The 18,011-nt window shown below is 32.4% G+C and carries 13 protein-coding genes; 11 read left to right on the top strand and 2 right to left on the bottom strand.

Features of this window, described 5'->3' with window-relative positions; all coding sequences use genetic code 11:
- Positions 1-8 precede the first annotated feature (8 nt).
- From ACTNBA_RS16965 to recJ, 3 genes are read left to right on the top strand one after another with little or no spacing between them, the layout of a single operon-like run.
- Positions 9-2,924, top strand: a complete 2,916-nt coding sequence (locus ACTNBA_RS16965; RefSeq protein WP_441075484.1) for a DNA topoisomerase IV subunit A — start codon at positions 9-11, stop codon at positions 2,922-2,924.
- A 21-nt stretch (positions 2,925-2,945) separates the two neighbouring features.
- Entirely contained in the window at positions 2,946-4,265 is a 1,320-nt protein-coding gene (locus ACTNBA_RS16960) for a M16 family metallopeptidase (protein WP_441075483.1), read from the top strand.
- A 15-nt stretch (positions 4,266-4,280) separates the two neighbouring features.
- Positions 4,281-6,056, top strand: a complete 1,776-nt coding sequence (recJ, locus tag ACTNBA_RS16955; RefSeq protein ID WP_441075482.1) for a single-stranded-DNA-specific exonuclease RecJ — start codon at positions 4,281-4,283, stop codon at positions 6,054-6,056.
- Positions 6,057-6,206: 150 nt separating this feature from the next.
- Here the strand turns inward: recJ and ACTNBA_RS16950 are convergent, their stop codons facing one another.
- Positions 6,207-6,398 (bottom strand): alpha/beta-type small acid-soluble spore protein, encoded by a 192-nt coding sequence (locus ACTNBA_RS16950; protein ID WP_035129176.1) that lies wholly within the window; start codon positions 6,396-6,398, stop codon positions 6,207-6,209.
- Between the two features lie 128 nt (positions 6,399-6,526).
- Positions 6,527-6,730: a small, acid-soluble spore protein, alpha/beta type gene (locus tag ACTNBA_RS16945; protein WP_150845036.1), complete on the bottom strand. Its 204-nt coding sequence runs from the start codon at positions 6,728-6,730 to the stop codon at positions 6,527-6,529.
- A 372-nt stretch (positions 6,731-7,102) separates the two neighbouring features.
- On the opposite strand from ACTNBA_RS16945, the gene murG reads away from it, so the two are divergent.
- The 8 genes from murG (at position 7,103) to ACTNBA_RS16905 (ending at position 18,010) form a co-directional block, all read left to right on the top strand.
- Positions 7,103-8,176, top strand: a complete 1,074-nt coding sequence (gene murG / locus ACTNBA_RS16940; RefSeq protein ID WP_441075481.1) for an undecaprenyldiphospho-muramoylpentapeptide beta-N-acetylglucosaminyltransferase — start codon at positions 7,103-7,105, stop codon at positions 8,174-8,176.
- A gap of 199 nt (positions 8,177-8,375) precedes the next feature.
- Positions 8,376-9,776, top strand: coding sequence for an MBL fold metallo-hydrolase RNA specificity domain-containing protein (locus ACTNBA_RS16935; RefSeq protein ID WP_441075480.1), 1,401 nt, complete (start codon positions 8,376-8,378; stop codon positions 9,774-9,776).
- Positions 9,777-10,000: 224 nt separating this feature from the next.
- Positions 10,001-13,510, top strand: a complete 3,510-nt coding sequence (gene nifJ, locus ACTNBA_RS16930) for a pyruvate:ferredoxin (flavodoxin) oxidoreductase (RefSeq protein ID WP_441075479.1) — start codon at positions 10,001-10,003, stop codon at positions 13,508-13,510.
- Between the two features lie 177 nt (positions 13,511-13,687).
- Complete coding sequence (locus ACTNBA_RS16925; protein ID WP_441075478.1) at positions 13,688-14,080, top strand: DUF1292 domain-containing protein; 393 nt, start codon at positions 13,688-13,690, stop codon at positions 14,078-14,080.
- A 140-nt stretch (positions 14,081-14,220) separates the two neighbouring features.
- Positions 14,221-14,859, top strand: a complete 639-nt coding sequence (locus ACTNBA_RS16920) for an HAD-IB family hydrolase (RefSeq protein WP_346867714.1) — start codon at positions 14,221-14,223, stop codon at positions 14,857-14,859.
- A 2-nt stretch (positions 14,860-14,861) separates the two neighbouring features.
- Entirely contained in the window at positions 14,862-15,683 is an 822-nt protein-coding gene (locus ACTNBA_RS16915) for an aminotransferase class IV (protein WP_441075477.1), read from the top strand.
- 93 nt (positions 15,684-15,776) lie between these two features.
- Positions 15,777-17,540, top strand: a complete 1,764-nt coding sequence (locus tag ACTNBA_RS16910; protein WP_441075476.1) for a flagellar assembly protein A — start codon at positions 15,777-15,779, stop codon at positions 17,538-17,540.
- Between the two features lie 11 nt (positions 17,541-17,551).
- A complete protein-coding gene (locus ACTNBA_RS16905) occupies positions 17,552-18,010 on the top strand; it encodes a chemotaxis protein CheW (RefSeq protein WP_346867717.1) in 459 nt (152 codons plus the stop codon).
- Position 18,011: the final 1 nt, after the last annotated feature.

The raw sequence follows: 18,011 nt of genomic DNA, 5'->3' as shown, positions 1-18,011 counted from the left end.
GTGTTACAATGGCAAAGAAAAAAGAACCAATTCCAATAGATAATAATATTATAGATGTTTCTATAGATGAGGCTATGCCAGAGAACTATCTTCCCTATGCTGTAGAAGTATCAAAGGATAGAGCTCTTCCAGACGTAAGGGATGGACTAAAGCCTGTTCATAGAAGAATTTTATATGGAGCTTATATGCTTAAGGCATTCCCAGATAAGCCATATTATAAGTCTGCCAGAATAGTAGGAGATATTCTAGGTAAGTACCATCCTCATGGAGATACATCAGTTTATGATGCCATGGTAATTTTATCTCAGGATTTTACTACAAGAAAGCCCCTTATAGATGGTCATGGAAACTGGGGATCTATAGATGGAGATAGTGCAGCTGCCATGCGTTATACAGAAGCTAGACTATCTGGCATTGCCTTAGAAATGCTTAAAGATATTGATAAAGATGTAGTTGATATGATGGATAATTACTCTGATACAGAAAAGGAACCTACAGTTTTACCTGCAAAATATCCAAATCTTTTAGTTAATGGAGCCTTTGGTATTGCTGTAGGATTGGCTACCAATATTCCGCCCCATAACTTAGGAGAGGTTATTGATGGAGCCATTGCCTATGCAGATAATGAGGAAATAACCACTAGAGAACTTATGGAATACATAAAGGGACCAGATTTACCTACTGGTGGAATACTAATGGGAAAGGATTCTTTAGTGGCTGCCTATGAAACTGGGGAAGGAAAAGTGGTTTTAAGAGCTAAAACTCATTTTGAAACCTTGGATAATGGTAGACTTGGTCTTGTTATTTCAGAGTTTCCTTATAGAAAAAATAAGGCTAAACTCCTTCAAGCCATATCTGATTTAACAGGGGATAAAAAGCATAGCAAAGCAGTGGAAGCCATTGCGGATATTAGAGATGAATCTGATAGAAATGGTATTAGAGCCGTTGTAGAATTTAAGAAAAACACTACAGAAGAAACGGCAGATAGAGTCCTTAAATATCTATTTAAGAGAACTGAGCTTCAATGTAATATATCCTTTAATATGGTGGCTTTAGCTGGTGGAAAGCCTAGGACCATGGGACTTAGGACTATAATTAAATACTATATAGAACATCAAAAGGAAGTTGTTACAAGAAGAACAAAAAGAGAGCTAGAAATAGCAGAAAAGAGATTCCATATTGTTGAAGGCTTTATTAAAGCTATTGAAATCATGGATGAAATAATTAAAACTATTAGGGCATCTAAATCTAAAAAGGATGCAGGAGAAAATTTAATAAGCAAATTTGGCTTTACTAACCCTCAAGCAGAAGCTATTTTAGAGTTGATGCTTTATAGACTTACAGGTCTTGAAATTAAGATATTCCAAAAGGAACATAAGGAATTAGAGACTAAGATTAAGGGACTTAAGAAGGTATTAAGTAGTGAAAAGGAGCTTATTAAAGTTATTAAAAAGGAGCTTCTAGAGGTTAAGGAAAAATATGATGACCCAAGGAGAACTACTATTTTAGAAGATGATAGTGATGCTAATATTCAGTTAGAAGAACTTATAGTAGAGGAAGATGTGGTAGTAACCATGTCTAAGGATGGATATGTTAAGAGAACTGCTTTAAAATCCTTTATTAGAACAACACAAAATACTGAGGATATAGAATATAGAGAAGGAGACTTTAATAGATTCTTCTTTGAATGTAATACTCGAGATACCCTATGTATCTTTACAAATCAGGGAAATATGTATCAATGTAAGGTTGCAAATTTAATTGAGTTTAAGTGGAGAGACAAGGGTGAGAGAATTCAAGGATTTATTAGAACTCTAGATTTAGATAAGGAACACATAGTAAATGCCTTTGTAGTACAGGATTTCTCTATTACTAGGGATGTGCTTCTTATGACCTCTAGAGGTCTTATCAAGAAAACTGAACTTAGCAAGTTTATTACTAATAATTCAAGACTTCAAGGTATTAAGCTTAAAAAGGATGAAGAATTGATAAGTGCTGAATTAGTAGATAAAGATAGAGAAGAAAGATTTATTGAAATAACTACTGCTAAGGGATTAAACTTCATTGCACAGGAGCCTAAGGTAGAGCCAGTGGATAGAGGTATAGTTGGAAAACCTATAGTTAATTTAACCCATGGAGATAGTATAACTCAGTGTAGTTATGTAGATGAATTTAATTATAAAGAGTTCTATATAACTGTTAATAAAAAGGGGATCTTAAGAACTTCCAGTAGAAGAAGCGGAGAACCGGTTATAACTACATCAAACTCTAACGGTGAGTTATTCCTATTTACAGCTGGTGGAGAGTTATTTAAAATGTCAGCCTTAATGATACAAAACATAGATAAAAAGGGTATTGAACTGGAAAAGCTATTTGAAGGTTATAATTCCAAGGATCCAGTGATTGCAATAATATCTGTAGATAATGGAGGAAGCTCTAAAGAAAATTTCTACTTCTTTACTGAAAAGGGTGTAGTAAAGAAAACTAATATAGAAGAATTCACTGGTGATTTTACTAATATCTCAGCATATAAATTTAAGACTCCGGAGGATAAGCTAATTAAAGTAGAGGTTGAAGCTGACAAAGGAGAAGGGTTACTCTTCACAAGAAAGGGTATGTGCCTTAAATTTGATTTAGAAGCTATAAATGTCATGGGGAAAAATGCCACTGGAGTTATGGGAATTAGCTTAAAGGATGATGATAAAGTTATCTTTGCAAAAGCAAGAAGCGGTGCTATTTCAAATAAAAATAATGAATTATGCGTAGATTTATTTGAAGAAAACCTGAAAATAACTACCCAAAATGGTCAAGAGAACATAGTGGATTTAGGAGCCTTACCAATTCAAAATAGAGCTGGTAGAGGTAAAAATGTCATTGTATTTATGGATGATGACTTTATAGAAAAGGTAGAGCTAATTAAGTAATAGAAGTAAAGTGGGGGTAGCATGGATAAGATATTTTTAAAACATGGAGTTAGGTTGCTTTATGAAAGAGTTCCAGGAAATATAACTTCTTTTACCATAGGGTTAGAAGCAGGAGCTAATAGTGAAAATTCTAATAATCTTGGCATTGCCCATGCTGTAGAACACATGGTATTTAAGGGTACCCATAGTAAAAGCGAGAAGGAAATCAATGAGATATGCAATGAGTACCTAGGATTTCATAATGCTATGACTAATTATCCCTATGTAGTTTATTATGGAAGCTCCTTAAAGGAAGATTTTAAAAATGCCTTTAATATATATTTTGATATAGTATTTAATCCAGCCTTTAAAGAAGAAGGTTTTAAGGAAGAAATGGCAGTTATCATAGAGGAACTTAAGGAGTGGAGTGATGATGTAGTTCAGCACTGTGAAGATTTTTTATTCTATGAAACCTTTGAAAAAAGAAGAATAAAGGAGTTAATCATAGGTAGAGAAGAAACTATAAAGGCTCTAACCTTAGAAGAGATAAGGGAGTATCATGAGAAGTTTTACACCCTAGATAACTGTGTAATTTCTGTAGTAACCTCTTTAGACCTAAGTGAGGTTATTGAAATTATTGAAGGTGAAATAGCATCCTTGAAAAATGCAAAACCTTTATTAACGCATAACACCTGTGAAATAGAAGCCCTAGAAGGGGTAAAATCATCCTTCACCCAAAGGAGCTCTGAAAGAGTTTCATCAAGGGAAAGTCAAGAAGAAAAGACTTTTTCACTTTACGAGAATCCCAAGGCTGGAGTGTATATTGAAGAGAATCTCTCAATTAATGGATGCAAGGTTCAATATATATTTCCCATTCATAACCTAAGTGAAAGGGAAGTTACCTTACTTCAATTATTTAATGAATATTTTGCAGGGGGCACTAGCTCCTTGCTCTATGATGAAATCAGAACTAAGAGAGGATTAGTATATGATATTCAAGGAAAGGTTAAGGGAGAAAAGGGCATAAAACTATATACCATAACTTTATCTACCTCTAAGGAAAATATTGATTTGGTTAGAGAGATAATTAAAGAAAACATTGATAAAGTAAAAGCTTTAAAGGGCATATTTACTGAAGATTTCTTTAAAAAATATATAAAGAGTCAAAATTTAAAGAGAATGTTAGCTCTAGAGAAATCCATAGTTTTATCTATGCACCTAGCTGTCTATGAAATAATGCACAGTGGTGGAGAATTACTTTTAAATGAGTTTTATAACCTAAGTAATTGTACAGAAGAAGAAATCCTTAGTGTGATAGATAAGGTATTTATTAAGGAAACAATAGGAATCATAAGGAATTAAAGGTAAGGTGATTTGGTGAATACTGTTTGGAAAGATAGTCAGTGCTCTATGGAGGTTTTAAAGGAGCTACTTAAGGATATAAAGGTTACTCCTATTACTCTTAGGGTGCTTATGAATAGAGGAATAGATACTAAGGAAAAGGCAGATGAATTTTTAAATTCTTCTTTGAATAAGCTATATAATCCTTATCTTATGAAGGATATGGATAGGGCCATAGAGATTATGGTGGAGGCTATAAATAATAAGGAAAAAATTATGGTCTACGGAGATTATGACGCAGACGGAGTTACTAGTACTGCAATTCTTTATAAGGCTATAAAAAGCTGTGGTGGAATAGTAGCTTATCATATACCACATAGGGAAAATGAAGGCTATGGTATGAGTATTTCTAGAATAGAGACCATAGCAGAGGAAGGCTTTAATCTTATAATAAGTTGCGATAATGGGATTTCTGCTATAGAAGAGGTAAAAAGAGCTAAGGAACTTGGCTTAAAGGTTATTATCACAGATCATCACGAACTTCCCTTTGAGGAGATAGATGGAGAAAGAAAGATGGTAATTCCAAGTAGTGATGCCTTAATAAACCCTAAGCAGGAGGATTGTAATTATCCCTTTAAACTTTTATGTGGAGCCGGTGTGGCTTATAAGTTTTCTTTAGCTTTATATGGAGCTATGAATATGAAGGATAAAAATACTGATGATCTTCTAGAATTAGCTGCCATTGGCACTATATGTGATGTGGTAGATTTGATGGATGAAAATAGAATCATTGCAAAGGAAGGGCTAAAGATACTTTCTAATACAAGAAATTTAGGAATAAAAGCTTTAAAACATATAATTGATATAAAGGATGAGGTAACTTGTTATAATGTAGGCTTTAACATTGGTCCTTGTATCAATGCTACAGGAAGGCTAGAAACTGCTGAGCTATCCTTAGATCTACTACTTTGTGAAGATATGGGTCAGGCTATGGATATAGCTACAAAGGTTTTTAATCTTAATAAGGAAAGGCAAGACCTTACCACAGAAAGTGTGGAGCAAGTTTGTGCTGACATAGAAGGGTCTTCTTTGATAAATGATAGAGTCATTGTAGTATATAACCAGCATATCCATGAGAGTATTGCAGGAATTGTAGCAGGCAGAGTTAAGGAAAAGTATGGAAAACCAACCTTCATTTTAACCCAGGGAAAAGATATGCCAAAAGGTTCAGGTAGATCCATTGAAGAATATAATATGTTTGAAGAAATGCTAAAATGTAAGGATCTACTAAGCAAGTTTGGTGGACACCCAATGGCAGCAGGACTTTCCATAGAAGAAAAAAACATTTCAAGGTTTAGACAATTATTAAATGAAAACTGTTATTTAAGTGAGGAAGATCTTGCTTCTAAAATGAGAGTAGATTCTCCCATAAAGTTAAATTATGTAACAGAACAGGTTGTACAAGAATTCAAGTTATTAGAGCCCTTTGGAAAGGGAAATCCAACGCCAATTCTAAAGGCTAATAGAGTTTTAGTGGCAGATATAAGATTTTTAGGAAGTGAATATCAGCATGTTAAATTTAGATTTAATGTGGAAGGTACCAATAAACTGATAGACGGTTTATATTTCAATAAAAGAGATGAAGTTATTGAGATTTTAAAAGATATCTATGGTGATGAATATGGAGATATTGGAAATGGGTATATAAGACCAAAGGCTCTATTTCTAAATATATTATTTCAGCCAGATATAAATGAATATATGGGAAGAAGAAGTGTGCAATTAAAACTTAAAGATATAAAATGCAACTAAAAGTATAAGAGGTAAAAGGTAATTAAAAGTTTTATATAAGAAAGTCAATTAAAAGTTAAAATCCCATTAATAAAGAGATGCACCTATAAGGTGCATCTCCTATTTAGGGTTTACTTACTATTAAATAATTTATTCAGATATTAATATATCCTATAAATTTCTTTCGTAAGCTTCAACCATTTTTTTAACCATTTGTCCGCCGATTGATCCAGCTTCTCTAGAAGTTAAATCACCATTATATCCTTCTTTTAGGTTAACTCCAACTTCTTGAGCTGCTTCCATCTTAAATCTGTCTAAACCTGCTTTAGCTTCTGGTACTAATAATCTACTTTTGCTTGTCATTTTATATTCCTCCTCCAATAAATTAGTAGAAGTCAACAAACATATTAATGTGAACCTCTTATTATTTAAACAAATTTTGCTAACTTCTTAAATAATAAACTTACCACACGCTACTTACAAATGTTTGATTAAAGATTTTTTTCGTAAGCTTCAACCATTTTTTTAACCATTTGACCACCAACTGATCCAGCTTCTCTAGAAGTTAGGTCTCCGTTATATCCTTCTTTAAGATTAACTCCTACTTCTTGAGCAGCCTCCATTTTAAATTTGTTTAAACCTGCTTTAGCTTGAGGTACTGCTGGTTGATTAGAATTATTATTATTGTTTGACATGTATTTTCACCTCCTTTGTTTTGATAATAGTATTGTACCCGGATATAAGAAGATTATTTAAGAGAATGGGTGGTAACATATGAAAGATTATGAGCAATTACCTTTTTATGTATATATTCAATAGTTTTTAATATAAAATTCATATTTTATATTTACATTTGTCTTCATATGTGGCATAACTTAATAAGGAGCATAATATATCTAATATAATAAAAACATATCATAATAAAAATCTATAAAATCTATATAGTAATAACATTATTTTTAGCTTTAGCGAGATTACATATACTCGTCTAAGGCTTAGATATTTTTATTTTTAATATTTTAAAGCTATTAAAGCTTTTACTAGGTAATTTTAGGAGGACTTTTAAATTGAGTAACAAAAAAATCATTATGACAGGTGGAGGAACAGCTGGACATGTAACTCCCAATATCGCACTTGTGCCCAAGCTAAAGGAGCTAGGATATGAAATACAGTATATAGGTACTGAACATGGAATAGAAAGAAAACTTATAGAAGCAGAAAAAATTAAATATCATAGTATTTCTAGTGGTAAGTTAAGAAGATATTTTGATGTAAAGAACTTTACAGATCCTTTTAAGGTTATTAAAGGGGTTTTTGAAGCAAAGTCAATTATAAAAAAAGAAAAACCGGCCATAGTTTTTTCAAAGGGAGGATTTGTATCAGTTCCAGTGGTGTTAGGAGCTTATTTTAATAAAATTCCAATTATAATACATGAGTCAGATATTACACCTGGTCTAGCAAATAAAATATCCATGCCCTATGCAACAAAGATTTGTGTTACCTTTGAAGAGGCTATGGACCATGTTAATAAAAAGAAAGCTGTACTTACAGGTTCACCAATTAGAAGTGAACTATTTAAGGGCAGTAAAACAAAGGCTAAGGAATTTTGTAAATTTAAAGATGATAAGCCTGTAATTTTAGTTACTGGTGGCAGCTTAGGTTCAAGAATTATAAATGAATGTGTTAGAGAAGCGTTACAGGACCTACTTAAAACTTTTAATGTAATACATCTATGTGGAAAAGGTAATTTAGATAAGAGTTTTAATGTAGTTGAGGGATATGCTCAGTTTGATTATATTAAAGAACAGTTATCAGATTTAATGCAATTGGCAGATATAGTAGTTTCTAGAGCAGGGTCTAATACTATATTTGAACTTTTAGCTTTAAAGAAACCTAATATTTTAATACCACTATCAGCTAAGGCAAGTAGAGGGGATCAAATTTTAAATGCCAAGTCTTTTAGTAAATCAGGATATAGTAAAGTTATAGAGGAAGAAAATTTAAATGCATTGACTCTTTTAGAAGCTATTGAGGAAGTTAATAGAGACAAAGAAACTTATATTAAAAACATGAGCAAAAGCAAACAAAGGGACAGCCTTGGAAAAATAATAGATCTAATTGAAAGCTGTAAAAGAAAATAAGAAAAACCCTGAAACCCGCACTATGACAACAACTAGTTAACTAGTTAAATAGTTTTATAGTTAAATATATAAAATTTTCCCTATATAAATAGTTATATAGGGATATTTTTATATAGTGAAGGCTCCATACATAAAATCCTATGGTATTAGTGAATAATAATAAATATATTAATCAATATGAAAGATAGGAGAAGTGTTTATGGAGATAAAGTTAAAGTTCTTAGGAGCTACTAAGTGTGTTACTGGCTCTAGTCATTTACTTACTGTTAATAATAAAAAAATACTTTTAGATTGTGGCTTATTTCAAAGTAATGATTTAAAGTCTTATAGTAATGATATATTGAATGTGGATCCTAAGGAAATTGATTATATTGTGTTATCTCATAGTCATGTGGATCATAGTGGTAGGATACCTCTTTTCTTTAAGTTAGGATTTCAAGGGAAGGTAATTTGTACTGAGCCTACTAAGGAATTATGTGGGTATTTACTTAAGGATGCTGCTAGAATTCAACAGGAGGAAACTTATTTTGAAAATCTTTCTAGACATGGTAAGGGAGTTAAAGCTTTAAGTTCTTTATATGATGAAGAGGATGTGGAACTAGCTCTAAAAAGTTTTTATACCTACGGATATAATGAGGAAATCCTATTGGAAGAGGATATAAAAGTTATTTTTAGAGATGCAGGTCATATATTAGGTTCTGCAATATGTGAAATTTTAATCAAAAATTGTGGTGAAAGTTGGATTAAATTGATATATACTGGAGATATAGGAAATATTAATAGAGATATTTTAAATAATCCAGAAAAAGAACTCCAGGGAGATTTTTTAATCCTTGAAAGTACATATGGAGATAAGATGCATGAAGAAAAAAATAATTATGCAAAACTCCTAGAAATTGTAAAGGATATCATGGAGGGTGATGGTAATTTAATAATTCCTTGTTTTTCCTTAGGAAGAACCCAGGAGATTATATACATGCTAAATAGTTTTATAGAAAGTGGACAGGTGCAGGGCTGTAATGTATATATAGATAGTCCTTTGGCAGCAGGAATTACCAAAATATTTAGAAAGTATGAAGAATACTTTGATAAGAAGGCTAAGGCTCTTATAGAAAAAGGTGATGATCCATTGAATTTTAAAGGACTGCATTTTGTTGAAAATAGTGATGATGGAAAGAAGGTTTATGAAGTTAAATCAAAATCCATAATTATTGTAGCTGGAGGAGTTTATGATGGGGGGAGAATAGCTAACCATCTAAGAAATAATCTTCCTAGACCAGAGTGTGGTGTATTAATTACCTCCTATCAAGGGAACCAAAGCATTGGGAGTAAATTATTAAAAGGAAATAAAAGAATTAAACTCCAAGGTGAGAACATTGAGGTTAAAGGAAAAGTTTATTATATGGATGGACTATCAGGTCATGCAGATAAGGCAGGACTATATAATTGGGTAAGTAGTATGAAGGAAAAACCTAAGAAAATATTTCTAGTTCATGGTGAAGGAAAAAATATTGAATCCTTCACTAATAAATTAAAAAGTGAAAATTATTCCGTGGTTATACCGGATTTTCTGGATGAATTTCCCTTAGAAATTAATTAAAAACTTAACAAAGTGTGTTAATTTTTAGGGTTGAATTTTAATAAAATTAAGGTATAATTTAAATGTAAGGTCATGTTAAACATTACCAAACCTTTAGTTTGGCATTAATATGTCTTAGAGAAATAGCTAAATATAAGTGAATTCATGATAGCATTTTCACAAAGAAAAAATAAGATTATGAGTTTGCTAATAAAATATTTATAGAAGAAAGAGGGTTGCTTACAATGAGAAAAATGAAAACTATGGACGGTAACACCGCCGCAGCTCACGTAGCCTATGCATATACTGATGTAGCAGCTATATACCCAATTACTCCTTCATCACCAATGGCTGAACACTGTGATGAGTGGGCAGCACAAGGTAGAGAAAATGTATTCGGACAAAAGCTAAAGATAATGGAAATGCAATCAGAGGCAGGCGCAGCTGGAGCAGTTCACGGTTCACTACAAGCAGGTGCATTAACAACTACTTTCACAGCATCTCAAGGATTATTACTTATGGTTCCAAACATGTACAAGATTGCTGGAGAATTACTTCCAGGTGTTTTACATGTAAGTGCTAGAGCATTAGCAGCACAAGCTTTATCCATATTTGGAGATCATCAAGACGTTATGGCTACAAGACAAACAGGTTTTGCTTTACTTGCTACTAATAGCGTTCAAGAAGTTATGGACCTTGCTCCAGTAGCTCACTTAGCATCTATTGAAGGTAGAGTTCCATTCTTACATTTCTTCGATGGATTTAGAACATCACATGAAATACAAAAAATTCAAACTTGGGACTATGAAACTCTAGGAAAATTCTTAAATAGGGATGCAGTAGATGCGTATAGAGCAAGTGCTTTAAACCCAGAGAATCCTGTAACTAGAGGAACAGCTCAAAACCCTGATATATACTTCCAAGCTAGAGAAGCTTCAAACCCATTCTACAATGCAATTCCAGGAGTTGTAGAAAAATATATGGAAATGATCAATAAAGAAATTGGTACTGATTACCACCTATTCAATTACTATGGAGCACCAGATGCAGAGAGAGTAATTGTTGCAATGGGTTCAGTATGTGATGTTGCTGAGGAAACAGTTGATTACTTAACAGCTCAGGGAGAAAAAGTTGGACTAGTTAAAGTTCACTTATATAGACCATTCTCATTAGAACACTTCTTTAAACATATGCCAGCAACAGTTAAAAAGATTGCTGTATTAGATAGAACAAAAGAGCCAGGATCTGCTGGAGAGCCATTATATCAAGATGTTAGAAATGCATTCTATGATAGAGCTGAAAGACCAGTTATTATTGGTGGAAGATATGGATTAGGTTCAAAAGATACTACTCCATCTCAAATAGTTACTGTATTCGATCACTTAAAAGAAGAAGAACTTAAAAATGGATTCACTATAGGAATAGTTGATGACGTTACAAATACATCACTAGACATTACAAGAACTATAGCTACTACACCAGCAGGAACTGTTGAGTGTAAATTCTGGGGATTAGGATCTGACGGAACAGTTGGAGCTAACAAGAGTGCTATAAAAATCATAGGAGACCATACAGACATGTATGCTCAAGCATACTTTGCTTATGACTCTAAAAAATCTGGTGGAGTAACAATGTCTCACTTAAGATTTGGTAAAGAAGAGATTAAATCTCCATACCTAATCAATCAAGCTAACTACATTGGATGTCATAACCAATCTTATGTTAATAGCTATGATGTATTAGCTGGAATTAAAGATGGTGGTACATTCCTATTAAACTGTATTTGGGATGAGAAAGATTTAGAAGAACATTTACCAGCATCAATGAAGAGATATATTGCTGAGCATAACATAAACTTCTACACAATAAACGCTGTAAAAGTTGCTCAAGAAATTGGTCTTGGCGGAAGAATTAACATGATTTGTCAAGCTGCTTTCTTCAAACTAGCTGAAATTATTCCAGTAGACGAAGCAATTAAATACCTTAAAGATGCAGTTCAAACATCTTATGGTAAAAAAGGTGAAAAAGTTGTTAAAATGAACAACGATGCTATAGATGCTGGAGTTAATGCTATAGTTAAAGTTAACGTTCCAGAAGCTTGGAAAAATGCAGAAGATATAAATGAATGTAAGAAGGATACTCCTGACTTCATTAAAAACATCGTTGAAGTTATGAATAGACAAGAAGGAGACAAACTTCCTGTAAGTGCTTTTGAAGGAAGAGAAGATGGTACTTTTGACCATGGAACAGCTGCTTATGAAAAGAGAGAAATAGCTGTTAACGTACCAGAATGGATTCCAGAAAATTGTATCCAATGTAACCAATGTTCTTATGTATGTCCTCATGCTACAATAAGACCATCTATTGGAACAGAAGAAGATTTTGCTAATGCACCAGCAGCTATTAAGCTTGCAGATGCAAAAGGCGGACAACTTAAAGGCTTAAAATTCACAATGTCTGTAGCTGTTCAAGATTGTACAGGCTGTGGAAACTGCGCACAAGTTTGTCCAGCTAAACAAAAAGCTTTAGTTATGAAACCTCTTGATACTCAAAAGGATCAAATAGAGCCTTGGAATTTCACAGTTAAAATGAAAAAACCTGAAAATCCATTAGGTGTTGCTTCAGTTAAAGGTAGCCAATTTGAGACTCCACTTCTAGAGTTCTCAGGTGCTTGTGCAGGTTGTGGAGAAACTCCATATGCTAAGCTTATAACTCAATTATTTGGAGACAGAATGATGATAGCTAATGCTACAGGATGTTCTTCAATTTGGGGAGGAAGTGCTCCTTCAACTCCATACACTAAGAATCAAGAAGGTAAAGGACCAGCTTGGGCTAACTCATTATTTGAAGATAACGCTGAGTTCGGTTTAGGTATGTTCTTAGGTGCTAATCACCAAAGAGAAAAACTTACTGACTTAGTTAAAAAAGCAGTATCAACAAGTTGTAATGAAGAGTTAAAAGCTGCTTTAAATGAATGGTTAGAGAATAAAGATAATGCAGAAGCTTCAAAAGCTGCTACTAAGAAAGTACTTCCATTAATCGAAGCAAACAAAACTTGCTGCGAAACAATGGAAGAGTTATATAAATTCAAAGACTTCTTCGTTAAGAGATCTCAATGGATCTTTGGTGGAGACGGTTGGGCATACGACATTGGATATGGCGGTGTTGACCACGTTCTAGCATCAGGAGAAGATGTAAATGTATTTGTATTTGATACAGAAGTTTACTCTAACACTGGTGGACAATCTTCTAAAGCTACTCCAACTGCAGCAATTGCTAAATTTGCAGCTTCAGGTAAGAGAACTAAGAAGAAAGACCTTGGAATGATGGCAATGAGCTATGGCTATGTATATGTTGCTCAAATAGCTATGGGAGCTGACCAAGCTCAAACTCTTAAAGCTATAAGAGAAGCAGAGGCATATCCAGGTCCATCTTTAATAATTGCTTATGCTCCATGTATCAACCATGGAATTAAGACAGGAATGGGTAATACTCAATTAGAATCTAAAAAAGCTGTTGCTTGCGGATATTGGGGATTATATAGATTCAACCCAACTCTTAAAGAAGAAGGTAAGAATCCATTTAGCTTAGATTCTAAAGAGCCAACTGAATCTTTCAGAGACTTCTTATTAAACGAAGTAAGATATGCATCACTTCAAAAAATGTTCCCAGAAGTAGCTGAGGAATTATTTGTTAAGACTGAACAAGATGCAAAAGAAAGATTAGAATCTTATAAAAAACTTGCAGCTCAATAATAGTTTTAAATAATTTAAAGGGTTGTCTCCGTTTTGGGGCAGCCCTTTTCTCTATGCAAAATTAGGATAATTGTTGGATGAAAATAAAAACTTTGTATTAAAATATTATAAAACACTTCTAAAATATGAAGATTAAGGGTACAATGAAGAGGAGTATTATTTAAGGAGGCTATTAATATGGGAAATAACTGTTGTGGAAATAATGAAGATAAAAAAGAAACAGGATGCTGCGGAGGACATGAGCAAGAAAGTCATGAATGCTGTTGTGGAGGACACGACCATGAACATGATCACGAAGAGTGTGGTTGTGGTTGCGGAGAGCACGAAGCAATGTTCGTTGAGTTAGAAGATGAAGAAGGAAATGTAACTCAATGTGAAATAGTTGATGGATTTTTATTTGAAGAAAATGAATATGCCTTAGTACAAAATCCAGATGATGGTTCAATATACTTATTTAAAGTAGTTGGTGATGATGAAGTAGGAGAACTTGTTGTACCAGAAGATTCAGAGTATGATGCAGCAAAAGCATATTACGAAGAATTACTTGCAAATGAAAATAGTGAAAACTAATTAAACTTTTAAGAGCCGCTATTTATATAGCGGCTTTTATGCTTAGCTACTCCATATTCTCCTATGGAAACAATATATTAAGAAGGATATGGAATGGATGATCAAGGGTTAAGAATAACATGAAAGTAGGTCAATTTCACATGGAAAAACTAGCTATATTTGATATTGATTATACATTAACTAAAAAGGAGACTTCTATAGAATTATATAAATATATGCTTAAGAAGGATAGGAAGTTACTTAGGTATTTACCATCACATATAATAACTGGTATTTTTTATGGTTTAAAGGTTTATAATGCTGGAAGAACTAAGGAGAATTTTTTAAGATTTTTAGCAGGAACCAGTGAGGAAGACTTAAAGAAGCTAGTGAAAAGCTTTTATAAGGAAAAGATAGAGAGTATATTGTATGAAGATGCAATTAAAGCAATTAAGGACTTTAAGGAAAAGGGCTATAAGATATATTTAATTTCTGCCTCTCCTGAGTTTTATGTTAATGAATTTTATAGTATAAAAGAAGTAGATAAGGTTATTGGAACTAAGTTTCATATTGATGAGGGAAAATTTAATCCTAAAATTTTAGGGGAAAATTGCAAAGGTGAAGCAAAGGTAAAAAGATTAATGGAGGAACTAAAAAAAGACAATATAGAAGTGGATTTTAAAAATTCCTATATGTTTTCTGATTCTCTTTCGGATTTACCTCTTTTAAAGTTAGTGGGCAAGGGATATTTAATAAATTATAAGAAGAATCATGAATTAGAGATTTTAAGGTGGCGATAATTATGGAGAATTGTATAAATGATTACTTTATAAAAAATGATGAAGCTTATGAAAGGGAGGAATTTCAAGATATATATGTGGTAGAAGGTAAGTGCATATATGAAGTTATAAGGGTTATAGATGGAGCTCCTCTATTTTTAGATGAACATTTAGCTAGGCTTGAAAATTCTTTAAAGTTAGAAAAAAAAGAAGAACTTATATCTATGGATAAGATAAAGGAGTACATAGGAAAGTTAATAACTCTAAATAGAGTTGACAATGGTAATTTAAAGCTTGTAATAAATATGGATAATCTATTTATATTTTTTATAAAGCATTCTTATCCAACTAAGGATATGTATAGTAAGGGAGTAAAGACTATTCTTTATTTTGGAGAAAGACATAATCCTAATGCAAAGGTTATAGATAATTCCTTTAGGGGAAAAGTTAATGAAAAAATAGATGCTAGTGGTAGTTATGAAGCTATTTTAGTAAATAGTAAAGGGTACATTACAGAGGGAAGCAAGTCCAATATATTTATGATCAAAGGTGATGAAATAATTACAGCTCCAGTAGAAGGGGTACTTCCAGGAATAACTAGAAGTGAGATAATAAAGGCTTGTGAAGAACTGGGCTTAAGGGTAAGAGAAGAAAATATTCATTATGAACATATAAAAAATTTAGATGGATTATTTATATCTGGAACTTCTCCTAAGGTGCTACCTATAAATGAAGTTGAAGGTATTATAAAATATGATAAAATTTATCAAAGAATTTATGATATAAAAGATAAGTTTGAAGAATTAATTACAAGAAACTTAAAGAATTATAAAACAAGTAAATAGTAAAGTATGTCAAAAACAATACGATAATATATTATAGTATTGTTTTTGTATTTTAGAAGGAAATGATCTGTATTATGTATTAGGGGTGATAATGTGGAAAATAAGACATTAAGGGGAACTGCAAAAGTACTTGATGGCAAACTGATTATTACTGATGAAGAAAATATTTCTGAAGGTCCTTGGATTGTAAAGGGCAAGGATGTTAGTTTATTTGTAGATGAACAAGAAGTAAAGGGAAGAGCTAGAGTTAGCTCTGAAAGTAAGATAGATATAATTTTTAATGAATCTAAGGCAATAAGAGAATTGAATATAAATATTAGTGAAGATAAAATGATAGCTAGTATATCAATAAACTATAGTCCGGAAGTTATTTACACTTTAGAAGATACACCAGATGCACCTATGATTACATTAAATGCAAAGGTAAAAGGAGAGAAGTTTCCACCTAAATATACAAGAGATGAATTATTAAAAGAACTTAAAGATAAGAACATAGTTTATGGGATTGACAATAAGATGTTAGATGACATAAAAAATATGGACAAGATAGAAAATGTTGTAGTTGCTAGGGGAAAGGAACCGATTGAACCTATAGATGATGTATTAGAAGTATATTTTGATACTAGTACTCATAAAGGATTTAAAAGTGACCAAAGTGGTAATGTAGATTTCAAATCTATAGGTAGTATAACAAGTGTGAAGAAAGATGATATCCTTGCAAAGCGTACTGTAGGAAAAGAAGGTACCATAGGTATTAACCTATTTTCACAACCTATCCAACCAAAGAAAAGAAAAGTTAAGGATATGATGGTGAAATCAGGATGTAAATTTAAGGATAAAGATACTATAGTGTCAACAATGGAGGGAAAACCTCAAGTAAAGGGATGCATTTTTCAGGTTAATAATGTTCATGAGGTTCTTAGTGATGTAGATATAACTACAGGGGATATTAATTTTATAGGCGATGTAATTATAAATGCTGATGTTAAAGAAGGTATGAAGGTTAAATCAGGAAATGCCATAATTATAAAGGGAAATGCAGTAAGATGTAGTCTTTGGTCAGAGGGAGATATGCAAATTATTGGTAGTGCAATTTCATCTACCATAAAGATTAGAAGTGAGTTCTCTGAGTTTAAAGGATATTTAGAAGAGTTATCTGCCATAGTGGATAGTTTTCATAGCTTGTATAAGGCTGTAATAGCTGTTAAGGAAAGTGGAGATATAAAGGGGAATATAAGAGATTGTGATATTATAGGCCTTGTTATAAAGAGTAAATTTCCTTTGATAACGAAGATAATTAATAAAGTATTAAATACAATGGTTGAAATTAATGATAATAACAATGAATTATTTAGGGTATTAAAGATTAAATATGCTAATAAGAACTACATGTTAATAAGTGGTGTAGAAGAACTAATTAAGGTTAAGACTTTGGCAGAAGAGAAAATAAAGGCCATAGAAGCTATGAAAGATATTAATTCAGATGCTACAATAGGGTACATTCAAGATTGTACAGTATTTTGCTCTGGGAGCTTGACAATAAATGGAAAAGGTATTTATAAATCCAATGTTTATGCAGAAAAGGGTATATATTTTACAGGAGAAGGTCAATGCGAGCTTCGAGGTGGAAAAGTTAAGGCGGAAAGTGAAATTAAGGCTAAGGTAGTAGGTTCACCTTCGGGGGTTATGACAGAGGTCGTAGTAGGTAAGGAAGGGCATATTTATTGTGATGTTGCTTACTTAAATACTAAGTTTATAGTTGGAAATATGGAAACTATAATGGATGAAACATGCAAAAATGTTCATGTATATATAGATAAAAATAGAGATTTAATTGTTGATAAGTTTAAAATTTAGGAGGGGTAAAAGTGGCAGAGGAATTTAAATTACTTGTGTTTAGATTAGGAGACCAGTGCTTTGCAGCAGATATTAGAGAGGTAGAACGTATTCTAAACTATGAAGAGCCAACAAAAATTCCAGATTCACAAGATTTTTTACAGGGAGTTATAAATTATCAAGATGGAATATTACCAGTTATTAGTTTAGCTAAAAAATTTGGAATATATAACCTGGAAGATAAAGAAAAGGATGGTTCAATAATCGTTGCTAGAAACGAAGATGGTGCCATGGGAGTTATAGTAGAAGCTGTTAATGAAGTTATATCTAGGAAAGTTGAGGATTTAGAACCCACACCAGATATATCTTCTAATATATCTAAGAGATATGTGAAGGGGATAATAAAAGACAAGAACAAAAATACTATTATTTTACTTTTAAATTTAAATGAACTTCTTTCAAAGGATGAAAAGGAGAAAATAGAAAGGTAAG

The sequence above is a fragment of the Clostridium sulfidigenes genome (assembly GCF_052067195.1).
GTDB classification, from domain to species: domain Bacteria; phylum Bacillota; class Clostridia; order Clostridiales; family Clostridiaceae; genus Clostridium_J; species Clostridium_J sulfidigenes.
Note: the sequence above shows the minus strand (reverse complement) of the source record. Positions and strands in the feature narration are given on the sequence as shown.

Bases quoted from the DNA above. Each gene is read 5' to 3' on its own strand.
- ACTNBA_RS16945 (WP_150845036.1), bottom strand. From the start codon at position 6,730: ATGTCAAACAATAATAATAATTCTAATCAACCAGCAGTACCTCAAGCT.
- ACTNBA_RS16920 (WP_346867714.1), top strand. From the start codon at position 14,221: ATGGAAAAACTAGCTATATTTGATATTGATTATACATTAACTAAAAAG.
- ACTNBA_RS16925 (WP_441075478.1), top strand. From the start codon at position 13,688: ATGGGAAATAACTGTTGTGGAAATAATGAAGATAAAAAAGAAACAGGA.
- nifJ (WP_441075479.1), top strand. From the start codon at position 10,001: ATGAGAAAAATGAAAACTATGGACGGTAACACCGCCGCAGCTCACGTA.
- ACTNBA_RS16965 (WP_441075484.1), top strand. From the start codon at position 9: ATGGCAAAGAAAAAAGAACCAATTCCAATAGATAATAATATTATAGAT.
- ACTNBA_RS16960 (WP_441075483.1), top strand. From the start codon at position 2,946: ATGGATAAGATATTTTTAAAACATGGAGTTAGGTTGCTTTATGAAAGA.
- ACTNBA_RS16935 (WP_441075480.1), top strand. From the start codon at position 8,376: ATGGAGATAAAGTTAAAGTTCTTAGGAGCTACTAAGTGTGTTACTGGC.
- ACTNBA_RS16950 (WP_035129176.1), bottom strand. From the start codon at position 6,398: ATGACAAGCAAAAGTAGATTATTAGTACCAGAAGCTAAAGCAGGTTTA.
- ACTNBA_RS16915 (WP_441075477.1), top strand. From the start codon at position 14,862: ATGGAGAATTGTATAAATGATTACTTTATAAAAAATGATGAAGCTTAT.